We start from the raw sequence: 11,846 nt of genomic DNA, 5'->3' as shown, positions 1-11,846 counted from the left end.
TTATGAAGATTAAAACCGGCTCCTACGATTCCGACGCTAAAACCGTCGACGTCACCTTCACCAAGGGCAAGGTCACCCATTCGCGCACGATCAAGGCCTGCCTGACGCCACGCGGAGCCTATGACGCCGCCGCCACGCAGATCCTGATCGCGGATCTGGCGCGCGGAATCGCCGCCAAGATCGAGGCGGGCGTCATTGCCTCACCCGTCAGAACGCCCCTGACGGATGGCGCGTCTGGCGCTGATTTCCGCGCGCGCGTCTGACTAAGGGCCATGGACGACGAACTTCAACGCACGATTGGCAATCTGATCCGTCTTGGCCACGTCAAGTCGGTCGAAGGTGCGCGCGCCGTCGTCACCACGGGCGAAGAGGACACCCCGCCCCTGCTCTGGCTGTCTCTGGCCGGAGCCTATGCCTTGTTCCGCACGCCCTCGGTCAATGAGCAATGCGTCATCCTCTGTCCCGAAGGCGATATCGAAGGCGGTATCGTCCTCGCCGGTCTGTTTTCCGACACCTTCCCGGCACCGGCGGACGGCGACCACCTGCATCTGAAACTGGCTGACGACGGCTCGGTCGATTACGACCCGGCGGGCAAGCTGCTCCTGCTGACGCTGGCCAATTCGATCCTGCGCATCGTTGTCAAGCAGATGAAGATTGTCGGCCCGGTGAAGATCGAGGGCGATGTCGAGGTCACCGGTAAAATCACCGCGACCGGCAAGATCAAGTCCGACGAAGAGGTCGAAGCGGCGGGCGTCAAGCTGACCACCCACGTCCACCCCTACCCCGGTCTCCCCGGCAAGACGCAAAAGCCGGAGGTCCTGCCATGAGTGGCATGAACGTCATCACCGGCAAAGCCATTACTGGCCTCGACCACATCCGCCAGTCCCTGGTCGATATCCTGAGCACCCCGGTCGGCTCGCGCATCATGCAGCGCGATTACGGCTCCTACGTGCCGGGGCTGATCGACGCCCCGCTGAACACGGCCCTGCCGATGAAGCTGATCGCTGCCACCGCCACGGCCATCCGTCGCTGGGAACCGCGGCTGAAGCTGATCAAAGTCGCCCTCTTCGGCAATGCCGCCGGTCGCGGCGGACTGAGCATCACCGCCTATCGCCTCGACGTTCCGGCGTCGGACCCCGTCACCATCCAAATTCCGCTCTGAGGTCCCCATGCCCGAAATTCACCACGGCATTTCCACTACCGAGTCCGCCACCGGCGCACGCGCCATCAACCTCATCTCGACCGCGATCATCGGTCTGGTCGCGACCGCGTCGGGCGAAGGGCTGGACGAAGACGTCTTCCCACTCAACCGCCCGGCCCTGATTACCGATGTCCGCACGGCCATCGGTAAGGCCGGTAACGACGGCACCCTGAAGAAGGCGCTTGAGGCCATCGCCGACCAATGCTCGCCGACCATAGTCGTGGTACGCGTCGAAAAAGGCGAGGATGACGCCGAAACCGCCACCAATGTCATTGGCGACACGGTCGATGGTCAGTTGACCGGCATGAAGGCCCTGCTGGTCGCGGAATCGCAAATCGGGGTCCGCCCCCGCATCCTCGGTACGCCCGGCCTCGATACACAGGCAGTCATCACGGCCCTGATGCCGATTGCCAAGGAACTGCGCGCCTTCGTCTATGCCAAGCCGCCCGCCGAAACGATCGCCGCCGCCATCGCCGCCAAGCCGACCTACGGCGACCGCGAACTAATGCTGATCTGGCCGGATTTCACCGGCTGGGAAGGCGATGCCGTGGCCCGCGCGCTGGGCACCCGCGCCCGCATCGATCAGGAAGTTGGCTGGCATAAGTCCCTGTCCAACTACGTCGTCAACGGCGTTACCGGCATCGACAAGGACGTCAGCTGGAACATCGAAGGCAAGACCGGCGATGCCAAGCTGCTCAACGATGCGCCGATCACGACGCTCATCCGCAACAATGGCTTCCGCTTCTGGGGCAACCGTACCTGCTCCGCCGATCCGAAGTACGTCTTCGAAGTCGCCGTCCGCACCAACCACGTCCTGCGTGAAACCATCGCCCTCGGCCTGCAGTGGGCCTCCGATCAGCCGCTGACGCCATCGCTGATGAAGGACACGCTCGAAAGCATCAACGCGGCTTTTGACGATCTCAAAGGCCAAAAGAAGATCATGGGGGCTTTGGCCTGGTGGGATGCGTCCATCAATTCGGCCACGACCCTGGCCAATGGAAAGGCGCGAATACGTTACAAATTCACGGCGGTCGCGCCGATGGAAAGCCTCGATCTGCTGATGGAGATCACCGACGAATTCTACGTCGATTTCGCCGACGCCCTCGCCCAGCTTTAATTTCAACCCCCTCTCCCTTGAGGGAGAGGGTTGGGGTGAGGGGGAAATGCCCGCCCCGACCTCAAACGGAGCCCACACATGAAACTCCCTCCGATCCTCAAAAACTTCAACCTGTTCGTCAATGGCGCGTCGTTCCTGGGCGAAATGGCCTCCGCCACCCTGCCCAAGCTCGCCCGGCTGACCGAAGACTATCGCGGCGGCGGCATGTCCGGCGCGGCGGAAATCGACATGGGCATGGATAAGCTCACCATGGAGCTTAAGCCCGGTGGCCTGATCCCCAAGTTGCTGGGGCAATTTGGCAACCCTAAGATCGACGGCGACCTGCTCCGCTGGGTCGGGGCGTACCAATCCGACGGCGACGGAACCTATACCGCGCTCGATATCTACACGCGTGGGCGCTTCAAAGAATTCGACCTAGGCTCGTCTGAGGCGGGCTCCAAGAACGAGCAGACCATCGCCTACACCCTCACCTACATCCGCATCGTGGTGAACGGCATCGAGCACCTCGAATACCAGATCAGCCCGCCGATCTTCAAAGTCATGGGCAACGACCGCGATGCTGAGCTGCGCGCCATTTTGGGCGTCTAACCCTTCCTTTCCCGGAAGCCTTAGCCCCGGCGTGTCCATCCCCTGCGCGCCGGGGCCTTTCTCTTAAAAGAAAAGCTAGATCATCCGTGACCACCAGAACCATCAAGCTTTCGACCCCGATCAAGCGCGGCGACACTGAAATCACTGACATCGTCCTGACCAAGCCGAAGTCCGGCGCGCTTCGCGGCCTGCAGATCACGACGCTACAGATGGGCGACGTCAATGCCCTGGCCAAGCTGCTGCCGCGCATTACCGAACCCAAGCTGAACGAAAACGACATCGACGCCATGGAGCCCGAGGACCTGGCCGAATTCGCCGACGAGGTGGCCGGTTTTTTGATGAACTCGGCGACCAGGGAATTCCTGAAAGCGTCGACGAGCTGATCCGCAATATCGCGGCCATTTACCACTGGCCCCCCGACTACCTGCTCAACCTCGACCTGCCCGACCTGATCGAGGAACACGCCGGGGCCATGAAACGCTACAACTTGATGAACGGCATCAAAGACAATGGCTGATCGTAAGCTTGCCCTGAACCTGATTTTCAACGGCACCGGCAATCTGTCGGCCATGATGCGGCGCATGGTCGGCGAAGGCGGTCAGGCCCGTCAGGCGCTGAAAAAACTGAGCGACGAGGCCCGCCTGCAGAAGAAGGAAATGTCCGACCTGCAGAAGAGTCTGGCGGGTGCGTCGGGCAATGTCACCGACCTGATGAACAAGGAAAAGGCGCTCGCCGCCGCCATCGCCAAGACCAACAGCCAGCTGGAGCGTCAGAAAGCCGCCATCGCGCGGCAGGGGCGGGCCGACGCCATGGGCCGCGCGGCGCAGGACGCGGGCACCAAGAACCTGACCACCGGGGCCACGGTCGGGGCCGGACTGTTTTTCGCCGGCAAGATGGCCACCGATTATCAGGATGGCATGACCGACATCCAGCAGAAGGCGGATCTGTCGGCGGCGGCCACCGCCAAGCTCGAGCGCAATATCATGGCGTCGGCAAAGGCCGCGAAGCAGCTGCCGGAGAACATGCGTCAGGGCGTCGATATCCTGGCTGGCTTCGGCATGACGCCGGAACAGGCGGCGCAGATGATGACGCCGATCGGGCGCGCCGCCACGGCGTACCGTGCCGAAATCTCGGACCTCAGCGCCGCGTCTTACGCCAACTTTTCAAACCTCAAGGTGCCGGTCGATCAGGCAGCGGGCGCGATCAACGCCATGGCGCAGGCCGGGAAGATGGGCGCGTTCGAAATCAAGGACATGGCCAGCTACTTCCCGTCCCTCACGGCGCAGGCCCAAGCCTTCGGCCAGACCGGCACCGCCGCCGTCGCGGATCTCGCCGCGGCGCTTCAGATTGCGCGCAAGGGCGCGGGATCTTCCGAACAGGCGGCGCGCAATGTCGAAAACCTGTTGGCCAAGATCAACATGGAAGACACTATCAAGAATTTCGCCGCCTTCGGCATCGACCTGCCGAAGGCCATGAAGAAGGCCTATGCCGAAGGCAAGACGCCACTCGAGGCCATTGCCGAGCTGACGCAAAAGGCCACCGGTGGCGACCTCAGCAAAGTCTCGTTCCTCTTTGGCGACATGCAGGCCCAGGGCGCAATTCGCCCGCTCATCCAAAATCTTGAGGAATACCGACAGATTCGCGCAGAGGCGGCGAAGGCCGGTCAGGCAGGGTTGGGCAAAGGCGTCGTCGACGCCGACTTCGCCCTGCGCGCGCAGAACGCCTCGGTGCAGGCGCGCGCGCTTCAGGGCAATCTGATCGCCATCGCCATGACCGCGGGGCAGCACTTGCTCCCGACCTTCGCCGCCCTCTCTGAGAAGGCCCTGTCCCTGACCGAACGCTTTTCGGTCTGGGCCGCGAAGAATCCGGCGACTCTGGATCTGATCGTCAAGCTGGTGGCGGGCTTCGCCGCACTTAATCTGGGGCTTGGCGCGGCGCGTCTGCTGTTCGGCAATCTGGTCGGTCCCACCATGTCCCTGTTCAACGGCCTTGCGAAGCTGGGGCAGGCCGGGCCGATTCTGGTCAGGGCGTTCGGGATGATGCGGATGGCGGCTATGTTCCTCGCCCGCGGAGTCATGCAGGCGGGCCTGATGATGATGGCCAACCCGATCGTTCTGGTCATCACCGCCATCGTCGCGGCGATCGCCATCGCTGCCTATTTCATCTGGAAATACCGCGACAAGATCGCCGCGGCATTCACCACTCTGGTGACCTGGCTGGCGCAGGTCTGGACCAATATCAAGGCCGCCATCGCCACAGGTGTGCGCATGGCGCTTCAGGCCTTCATGCTCTTCACCCCGGCGGGCTGGCTGCTGCGCCTGGTCCCCGGCATGTTGAAGATCGGCGGTCAGATCATGGACGGCCTGATCCAGGGCATCAAGGATAAGCTGAGCGCCGTCAAAACCATGATCCTCGGTATCGCCGGTAAAGTGGCGGGTTGGTTCAAGGGGGTGTTGGGCATCCATTCGCCGTCGCGCGTTTTCATGGCCTTCGGCGGTCATATCTCCAACGGGCTGGCGATCGGTATGCAGAACGGCATGAAGGCCCCGCTGCGCGCGGCGCGCAACATGGCGGCGGGGACGCTGGGGGCTGCGGCGCTGGCGGCGTCGCCCTCCATGGCCGCAGCGCCCGCGCCCGGCGCATCGGTCACCTTCGGTTCGGTCACCATCCATATCCACACGACGGCCAACCAGAACCCTCAGGATATCGCCACCGCCGTGCGTGCGGAACTTGAGGCCATGGCCCGCACCACGGCCACCCGCGCGCGCGGCAGCTACGGAGACGACGCCGAATGATGATGGCCCTCGATCTCTTCGTCTTCGAGCTGGCCAGCCTGCCCTATCAGGAACTGGCCAAGCGGCTGGAATGGCGTCACGCCCAGGCCGAACGCTTCGGCGCGCGCCCGGCATCGCAGTTCGTCGGACCCGGTGCCCATAAGGTCACCCTGTCCGGCGCGCTCTATCCCGGCGAGGTCGGGTCGTGGTCGGCTCTGTCGACGATCGAGGCCATGGCCGACACCGGCGAGGCCTACCTGCTCATTTCCGGCACCGGTGTCGTGCTGGGCGAATTCTTCATCCGCAGCCTGGATACGCGCGAAAGCATCTTCTTCGTCGACGGCGTGGCGCGCAAGGCGGATTTCACTCTGGAACTGGAAAGGTCCGAACTATGACGCTTGCCATCATCATGGCGCTACAAACCGCCCTGCTCGCTTTAAAATTCGACATCGGGAAGATCGATGGCGATCTGGGGCCGAAGACTCTGGCCGGGCTTCTGGCCTATCTGGCCGGACGCGCGATCGATGTGCAGATCCGCACCTATGCCGACGCCCTTGCGCCCGAAATGAAGGCGCGCGGCATCAATACGCCCCTGCGTATTGCTCATTTTCTCGCCACCATCATCCATGAAACCGCAGGCCTGACGCGGTTCGAGGAGAACCTCGCCTATTCGAAGCCGGAGCGCCTCGACGCCCTGTTCAGCAACGTCAAGGGCCTTGCCCACGCCGCCAGCCTGATCAAGGCGGGCGTCATCGCTATCGGCAACTGCATCTATGCCGGTCGCGGCGGCAACGGCGATGAATCGAGCGGCGACGGCTATCGCTTTCGCGGACGTGGGCCGTTTCAGCTCACCCTGCGTGACAATTATCGCATGATGGCGGCCAAGCTGAACGTGCCGCTCGAGGTCGATCCGGATCTCGCTCTGCGGCCGGAAATTTCGGCGCGCATCGCCGGACAGTACTGGGCCGATAAATCGCTCAATAAATTTGCCGACCTCGGGGCCTCCGATACCATCCGGGCGCGCGTCAACGGAACGGCCATGGCGGGCCTGAGCGACTGCCAGCGCCTCGCTGACAAAGTCCTGAAGCTGTTCAACTGATGGCCGGGTCCATGCCGATCGCCGCGTGGCAAGTGACGCTCGACGGCGTGGACCTGACGGCGCGCCTGGCACCGCGGCTGATTGCCCTGACCCTGACCGAAAAGCGCGGCAATGAGGCCGATCAGCTCGATATCGAGATCAACGACTCGGACGGCGCACTCACCATGCCGAAAAAGGGTGCCGTGCTCACGGTCGCGCTCGGCTGGCTTCAGGGCGACGGCCTGCCGCTGGGCCTGATCGACAAGGGTAAATTCAAGGTCGATGAGGTCAAGTGGAAGGACAACCCCGACGGCTTCACTATCACGGCGCGGTCGGCGGATTTCACCGACGAATTCAGTGTCAAGCGCGAACGGTCGTTTGTCGGCAAAACCGTGGCCGACATCATCGGCACCATCGCCGTCGCCCACGGCCTCAAACCCCTGGTCCATCCGGCACTGGCCCCCAAGATTGTCAAAGCCCTTGGCGGTCGCGCCATGTCCGACGCTGCCCGCCTCAAGGCCCTCGGCAAGACCTACGACGCCGTGGCCACCGTGAAGGCCGGAAACCTGCTCTTTGCGCCCATCGGCAATGGCCAGAGCGCGACAGGCAAGGGCCTGCCCGCCCTCGCCTTCGATCGGCGCGACACCAGCCCGGGCCAAACCTACGAAGAGGTCGCCCGCGAAGACTATGGTGGGGTTACCGCCGTCTGGCACGATCAGGCCAAGGGCCAGCAGAAGAAGGTGACGATCGGCGCGGGCACGACCTCAAAGAAGCCGAAGCGCCTGGGCCGCGTCTATCATAGCGAGGCTGCCGCCACCCAAGCGGCGCAGGCGGAATATACCCGCACCGCGCGGGCTAAGGCGAAGATGTCCTTCTCCCTCGCCCTGGGCCGTCCGGACGCCTTCCCCAACCGACCCGTCACCCTGACCGGCTGGAAGACCGCCATCACGGCCCACATCTGGGTTATTGTCGAATGCAGCCACAAGATGGACGGCCAAGGCGGGCTGACGACAGCGCTACAGCTGGAGTCGAATTAAATTGTTTGCAGATCGGCGTTATGTTATAGTGATCGCAATCCTAAGGTCGCGGGTTCGAATCCCGCCACTTCCACCATCTATGGGGGTGTAGCTCAGCGGCAGAGCGCGGGACTGTACTTAGCGCCGCTCCCTTCGGGTAGAGCGGCGCAACCATTTTAAGCCGCCACAGACAGCTTGATGCCCAAGGCTTTTACGACAGCCAGAAGCGTTGACAGCGTCGGATTTCCCGTGCTGCCGAAGGCTTTATAGAGGGTTTCGCGCGATAATCCGGTCTCGCGCGAAAGGTCTGTGATGCCATGCGCGCGCGCGACATCGTTAAGTGCAACGCGGATTTCTTCGGCGTCACCTTCCTCGAACACAGCGGCGAGGTAAGCCGCCGCTGTTTTCGGATCTTCGAGGAATTCCGCCACATCAAAGGGTCGGATCATTTCCATTTCATATATCTTTCGCAATATCCTTGGCGAGCCGGATATCCGCATCTTGAGATCCCTTATCCCCTCCACAGAGAAGAATGACGATCTCCTCACCGCGTCGGGTGAAATAGAGGCGGTAGCCTGGGCCTGAATGAATGCGCATTTCGCTAACGCCATCCCCAAGGGATTTGTAATCCCCCGGATTACCGTCAGCTTGCAGTCGCTTCAGTCGCCGCAGAATTTGGACACGGGCCGCTCCGTCCTTAAGCTCCTTTAGCCATTTGGAAAAGCGGTCGGTTTGTTGAATGCTGATCATAAGAATTAAACTTTCTTATTTTGAATAATTGAATGCTCGGGTTCATTTCCGTAGTCCTTTCAGGGTTCTAACCAGAATTTTTAGCACCCCCTGGCTGTAGGGGTTGCGTGTACTATAGTTGACATACCCCAAACTGTCAACTTTATTTCACACTCATCCCTTGACTCTTCCCGCATCAAGAAGCAGAACGTAACCGGAACATTAATTGAGTCCGGAGGGGTCGCCATGAAGCTGTACGACGGGTGCTGGGTGTGGCGCGTAGGAGAAGACCAGCCGCGTCAGGCCTTCGAAGACACCAAAATCAAAGAGGTGTTTATCATCGGTGGCGAATACTACCTCGACGGCAAACCCATGCCCGCCCTGCCCTATCCGCCGAAGATCCTGCGCGTCCTCACCCCCGAAGAAGCCCACGCCACCATCGCGCCCGAGATACTCAACCCGTCCAAGAACCTGAGGGCGTAGGCGTGTCATGCGTAAACCTCAAAACCCTGAGGTCATGTATCTCGATTTCAACGGCTTCTTCGCCTCGACCAGCCAGCTGCAGCATCCGCACCTGAGGGGCAAGCCCGTCGGGATCATCCCTCACGAAGGAAACGGCAATACCTGCATCATCGCCTGCTCTAAGGAAGCCAAGGCCTTCGGCGTTCAGAACGTCATGCCTCTGCCCATCGTGCGGCGGCTATGTCCCGATATCATCCTGTGGCCGCAGGAGGTCGATCTCTATCGCCGGGCGCACAATTACCTGATGGCCGAGGTGGAAACCGTCGTGCCGATCGATGCGGTCAAATCGATCGACGAACTGTGTTCGGTCATCAGCGACACCGACCGCGCCAACCCCGCCGCCCTGGGCCGCGAGATCAAGCGACGGCTGCTGAAAGAGGTCGGGCCGTGGATTACCTGCTCGATCGGCTTCGCGCCGAATCGTCTGCTGGCCAAGATCGCCTGTAAGGACGGCGGGCGGGACGGCAACAATGTCTGGCACCCCGACCATGTACCGGAATTCCTTAACCACATCCTGCTCAAGGACATCCCGGGCATAGGCCCCGGCACGCTGCAGCGGCTCTATAAGGCGAAGATCGGCACGGTCGAATGCCTGAGAACCGCCGCGCCGAAACACCTGCGGCAAATCTGGGGCAATGTGGCCGGCGAGCGCATGTGGTACGCCATCAACGGTTACGACATCAAGGCCCAGCCGACCTCGCGATCACGCTATGGCCACAGCCGGGTCTTGCCGCCTGTGTTCCGGTCGCTTGAGGCCTGCCGCCATATCACCCGCATTCTGGCCACCAAGGCCGCACGGCGGATGCGCCGGGACAAGTGGTCGTCGTCGAAGCTCTATCTGGGCCTTGCGGGCTATTTCGGCGGTTACTGGGTGCGGGCGCACCACATGCCCGCCATTTGCGACGACATGGGCGTCCTTGACACGCTGGAGCGACTGTGGGCCAGGGCGATGCGTGAGCTGCCGCCCGGCATCGTCCTGCTCAGGGCCGACGTGGTGCTCGACGAGTTGACCCTGACCGCGCAGCGCCAGCTCGATTTTCTGGCCGACGACGAACTGACGCGCCAACGTCAGGAGGCCATCACCGCCGCGCTCGATGCGCTCAATAAGCGCTACGGCAGCACCGTCGTCACCGTGGGGCCATGGTCGAACCCCGCCGCCGACCGTCTGGGGGCGAAGATATCTTTCACCCGCATCCCGCGGCGCGAGGACGCCTGGTGACATGAGCTGGAAGACGGAAACCAGCCTCGCGGATCTCGATGCCGAGGCCCAGATCGAGGTGACCTGCAAAGACCCCGAGTGCGACCACATGCGTTACGAACTGGCCGGGGATCTGCGCCAGCGCAAAGGCTTCGCCCGGCTCTACCTCGACGAGGTCGAAGCGCGGCTTACCTGCGGCTCCCGTGGCTGCGGCCACGCGGTGCGCCTGCAGATCATGCTGGATTTACACGAAGAGGGTTTTGTGGCTGGAATGCCGTAACGAGGGAAGGCGAACATGAACGATATTATCAAAGCAGCCACTGAAACTTTTTCTAAACAAGGTTCATCAGCGATTGGCTCGGCCATAAATCTGATAAGTCAACCCGCCACAAATTATCTGTCAGACTGGATAGGTTACAAAGGCGGAGATGCCCTGCGCGTCCGTAGGTTGGAACGAGCGGCCCGACTCATTGACGAAGCGCGTGAAAGGTTGGCCAAACGAGGGATAGATGCCCAAGAGCCCAGCCCGTCCGTCGCCATTCCACTAATTGAAACGGCCTCCCTTGAAGAACGTCCAGAGATTGCTGAAATGTGGCTCAAATTATTGGCAGCAGCTCATGATCCCGCAACGGCAAAACGGGTCTCGAAATTCTTCATTGAAGCCATCGGAAAGATGGAACCCGACGACGCGCTAATCCTGAATGCTATATATGACTTAGAGGACGAACGAAAAAGCTGTAATTGGAAAGTCGACGAATTACGGATCTGCCTAAATGGAAACTTTAGTTGGAGCCAGATAGTAATATCATTCACGAACATGGTGGGCATCGGTTTGCTCCAACCAATAAATCATGGTGCAGGTCAGATCGAGTATAAAGAGGTAACCCTCTCAGCAAGAGGGAGAGAATTGTTAAGATTGTTAGGCAAGACAGATCAGCATGTGTAATCGTTATCGTAACGACAAAGCCATCGCCACGCTGTTTGAAGATTTCAGCCAGGTCGAGCTATTCGCTGACGACGGTCACAGCCGAGGCCGCAACGAGCCGTTCCTGACCGAGTTTTTCCCGTCCTACGCCGCGCCGATTATCACGCGCGATCCGGAGGCAGGCCTGCGCCTCGAAGAGGCGTTGTGGGGGATGCCGACGCCACCGCAGTTTCTGAAAACAAAGACCGGCAAGCCGATGTCGTATGACCCCGGCGTCACCAATGTCCGCAATACCAACTCGCCTCATTGGCGTCGGTGGCTGGGCGTCGAGCACCGTTGTCTTGTGCCCTTCACATCGTTTTCAGAACCCGACGCGGCGCATAAGCTGCACTGGTTCGACTTCGTGGGTGATGCGCCACCCGTGGCCTGTTTCGCCGGTATTACCGATACCCTGTCGCGACAGATCAAGGCCCGCGATCCGGAGCCGACCTCGGGCCGGTTCTACGCGTTCCTGACGACCGAACCGAATGCCGTCGTCGGCCCGGTCCACGCCAAGGCCATGCCGGTCATTCTGACCACACCGGAAGACTGCCGCATCTGGCTTAGTGCGCCGTGGGAAATAGCCAAGGCGTTGCAACGCCCCCTGCCCGACCAAATCTTGCGCTTGATGTCTGAGGCCTGATCGGCTGGAGAATTAA

General features: G+C 61.4%; 18 protein-coding genes. 16 read left to right on the top strand and 2 right to left on the bottom strand.

The window, feature by feature from the left end; translation table 11 throughout:
• Window positions 1–2: 2 nt before the first annotated feature.
• The 11 genes from PQU92_RS08285 to PQU92_RS08240 all read left to right on the top strand — a co-directional run bounded on the left by PQU92_RS08285 (window position 3) and on the right by PQU92_RS08240 (window position 7,795).
• Entirely contained in the window at window positions 3–263 is a 261-nt protein-coding gene (locus PQU92_RS08285; RefSeq protein ID WP_272747746.1) for a hypothetical protein, read from the top strand.
• 9 nt (window positions 264–272) lie between these two features.
• Entirely contained in the window at window positions 273–827 is a 555-nt protein-coding gene (locus PQU92_RS08280; RefSeq protein WP_272747745.1) for a phage baseplate assembly protein V, read from the top strand.
• Window positions 824–1,162, top strand: a complete 339-nt coding sequence (locus PQU92_RS08275; protein ID WP_272747744.1) for a GPW/gp25 family protein — start codon at window positions 824–826, stop codon at window positions 1,160–1,162. Before PQU92_RS08280 ends, PQU92_RS08275 begins: the two co-directional genes overlap by 4 nt.
• Before the next feature lie 7 nt (window positions 1,163–1,169).
• Entirely contained in the window at window positions 1,170–2,318 is a 1,149-nt protein-coding gene (locus tag PQU92_RS08270; protein ID WP_272747743.1) for a phage tail sheath subtilisin-like domain-containing protein, read from the top strand.
• 78 nt (window positions 2,319–2,396) lie between these two features.
• Window positions 2,397–2,906 (top strand): phage major tail tube protein, encoded by a 510-nt coding sequence (locus PQU92_RS08265; RefSeq protein WP_272747742.1) that lies wholly within the window; start codon window positions 2,397–2,399, stop codon window positions 2,904–2,906.
• Between the two features lie 86 nt (window positions 2,907–2,992).
• Window positions 2,993–3,289, top strand: a complete 297-nt coding sequence (locus tag PQU92_RS08260; protein ID WP_272747741.1) for a phage tail assembly protein — start codon at window positions 2,993–2,995, stop codon at window positions 3,287–3,289.
• Window positions 3,217–3,423, top strand: coding sequence for a GpE family phage tail protein (locus PQU92_RS18970; RefSeq protein WP_497006755.1), 207 nt, complete (start codon window positions 3,217–3,219; stop codon window positions 3,421–3,423). The genes PQU92_RS08260 and PQU92_RS18970 overlap by 73 nt, the downstream gene beginning before the upstream one ends.
• Entirely contained in the window at window positions 3,416–5,701 is a 2,286-nt protein-coding gene (locus tag PQU92_RS08255) for a phage tail tape measure protein (RefSeq protein WP_272747740.1), read from the top strand. The genes PQU92_RS18970 and PQU92_RS08255 overlap by 8 nt, the downstream gene beginning before the upstream one ends.
• A complete protein-coding gene (locus PQU92_RS08250; RefSeq protein ID WP_272747739.1) occupies window positions 5,698–6,075 on the top strand; it encodes a phage tail protein in 378 nt (125 codons plus the stop codon). Before PQU92_RS08255 ends, PQU92_RS08250 begins: the two co-directional genes overlap by 4 nt.
• Entirely contained in the window at window positions 6,072–6,779 is a 708-nt protein-coding gene (locus PQU92_RS08245; protein ID WP_272747738.1) for a hypothetical protein, read from the top strand. Before PQU92_RS08250 ends, PQU92_RS08245 begins: the two co-directional genes overlap by 4 nt.
• Before the next feature lie 11 nt (window positions 6,780–6,790).
• Window positions 6,791–7,795 (top strand): contractile injection system protein, VgrG/Pvc8 family, encoded by a 1,005-nt coding sequence (locus tag PQU92_RS08240; protein ID WP_272747737.1) that lies wholly within the window; start codon window positions 6,791–6,793, stop codon window positions 7,793–7,795.
• Between the two features lie 155 nt (window positions 7,796–7,950).
• Here PQU92_RS08240 and PQU92_RS08235 read toward each other — a convergent pair whose 3' ends face one another.
• On the bottom strand, window positions 7,951–8,229 hold the full coding sequence (locus PQU92_RS08235; RefSeq protein WP_272747736.1) for an addiction module antidote protein: 279 nt from the start codon (window positions 8,227–8,229) through the stop codon (window positions 7,951–7,953).
• Window position 8,230: 1 nt separating this feature from the next.
• Window positions 8,231–8,524 (bottom strand): type II toxin-antitoxin system RelE/ParE family toxin, encoded by a 294-nt coding sequence (locus PQU92_RS08230; RefSeq protein WP_272747735.1) that lies wholly within the window; start codon window positions 8,522–8,524, stop codon window positions 8,231–8,233.
• A gap of 225 nt (window positions 8,525–8,749) precedes the next feature.
• Between PQU92_RS08230 and PQU92_RS08225 the strand changes: the two genes are divergently transcribed.
• The 5 genes from PQU92_RS08225 to PQU92_RS08205 are packed head-to-tail and all read left to right on the top strand — an operon-like array spanning window position 8,750 to window position 11,830.
• Complete coding sequence (locus tag PQU92_RS08225) at window positions 8,750–8,986, top strand: hypothetical protein (RefSeq protein ID WP_272747734.1); 237 nt, start codon at window positions 8,750–8,752, stop codon at window positions 8,984–8,986.
• Window positions 8,987–8,993: 7 nt separating this feature from the next.
• Entirely contained in the window at window positions 8,994–10,244 is a 1,251-nt protein-coding gene (locus PQU92_RS08220; protein ID WP_272747733.1) for a Y-family DNA polymerase, read from the top strand.
• Between the two features lies 1 nt (window position 10,245).
• Window positions 10,246–10,503, top strand: a complete 258-nt coding sequence (locus PQU92_RS08215) for a hypothetical protein (RefSeq protein WP_272747732.1) — start codon at window positions 10,246–10,248, stop codon at window positions 10,501–10,503.
• 15 nt (window positions 10,504–10,518) lie between these two features.
• The gene (locus PQU92_RS08210) at window positions 10,519–11,169 is read left to right on the top strand and encodes an Abi-alpha family protein (protein ID WP_272747731.1); all 651 of its coding nucleotides are present in this window, start codon (window positions 10,519–10,521) and stop codon (window positions 11,167–11,169) included.
• Complete coding sequence (locus tag PQU92_RS08205) at window positions 11,162–11,830, top strand: SOS response-associated peptidase family protein (protein ID WP_272747730.1); 669 nt, start codon at window positions 11,162–11,164, stop codon at window positions 11,828–11,830. The genes PQU92_RS08210 and PQU92_RS08205 overlap by 8 nt, the downstream gene beginning before the upstream one ends.
• Window positions 11,831–11,846 lie beyond the last annotated feature (16 nt).

The organism is Asticcacaulis aquaticus (genome assembly GCF_028550415.1).
GTDB classification, from domain to species: Bacteria; Pseudomonadota; Alphaproteobacteria; order Caulobacterales; family Caulobacteraceae; genus Asticcacaulis; species Asticcacaulis aquaticus.
Note: the sequence above shows the minus strand (reverse complement) of the source record. Positions and strands in the feature narration are given on the sequence as shown.

What these genes read in the sequence shown, in the direction of transcription:
- PQU92_RS08265 (WP_272747742.1), top strand. Translation starts at nt 2,397, where the DNA reads ATGAAACTCCCTCCGATCCTCAAAAACTTCAACCTGTTCGTCAATGGC.
- PQU92_RS08285 (WP_272747746.1), top strand. Translation starts at nt 3, where the DNA reads ATGAAGATTAAAACCGGCTCCTACGATTCCGACGCTAAAACCGTCGAC.
- PQU92_RS08235 (WP_272747736.1), bottom strand. Translation starts at nt 8,229, where the DNA reads ATGGAAATGATCCGACCCTTTGATGTGGCGGAATTCCTCGAAGATCCG.
- PQU92_RS08210 (WP_272747731.1), top strand. Translation starts at nt 10,519, where the DNA reads ATGAACGATATTATCAAAGCAGCCACTGAAACTTTTTCTAAACAAGGT.
- PQU92_RS08220 (WP_272747733.1), top strand. Translation starts at nt 8,994, where the DNA reads ATGCGTAAACCTCAAAACCCTGAGGTCATGTATCTCGATTTCAACGGC.
- PQU92_RS08225 (WP_272747734.1), top strand. Translation starts at nt 8,750, where the DNA reads ATGAAGCTGTACGACGGGTGCTGGGTGTGGCGCGTAGGAGAAGACCAG.
- PQU92_RS08240 (WP_272747737.1), top strand. Translation starts at nt 6,791, where the DNA reads ATGCCGATCGCCGCGTGGCAAGTGACGCTCGACGGCGTGGACCTGACG.
- PQU92_RS08250 (WP_272747739.1), top strand. Translation starts at nt 5,698, where the DNA reads ATGATGATGGCCCTCGATCTCTTCGTCTTCGAGCTGGCCAGCCTGCCC.
- PQU92_RS08275 (WP_272747744.1), top strand. Translation starts at nt 824, where the DNA reads ATGAGTGGCATGAACGTCATCACCGGCAAAGCCATTACTGGCCTCGAC.
- PQU92_RS08230 (WP_272747735.1), bottom strand. Translation starts at nt 8,524, where the DNA reads ATGATCAGCATTCAACAAACCGACCGCTTTTCCAAATGGCTAAAGGAG.
- PQU92_RS08280 (WP_272747745.1), top strand. Translation starts at nt 273, where the DNA reads ATGGACGACGAACTTCAACGCACGATTGGCAATCTGATCCGTCTTGGC.
- PQU92_RS08205 (WP_272747730.1), top strand. Translation starts at nt 11,162, where the DNA reads ATGTGTAATCGTTATCGTAACGACAAAGCCATCGCCACGCTGTTTGAA.
- PQU92_RS08215 (WP_272747732.1), top strand. Translation starts at nt 10,246, where the DNA reads ATGAGCTGGAAGACGGAAACCAGCCTCGCGGATCTCGATGCCGAGGCC.
- PQU92_RS08255 (WP_272747740.1), top strand. Translation starts at nt 3,416, where the DNA reads ATGGCTGATCGTAAGCTTGCCCTGAACCTGATTTTCAACGGCACCGGC.
- PQU92_RS08245 (WP_272747738.1), top strand. Translation starts at nt 6,072, where the DNA reads ATGACGCTTGCCATCATCATGGCGCTACAAACCGCCCTGCTCGCTTTA.
- PQU92_RS08270 (WP_272747743.1), top strand. Translation starts at nt 1,170, where the DNA reads ATGCCCGAAATTCACCACGGCATTTCCACTACCGAGTCCGCCACCGGC.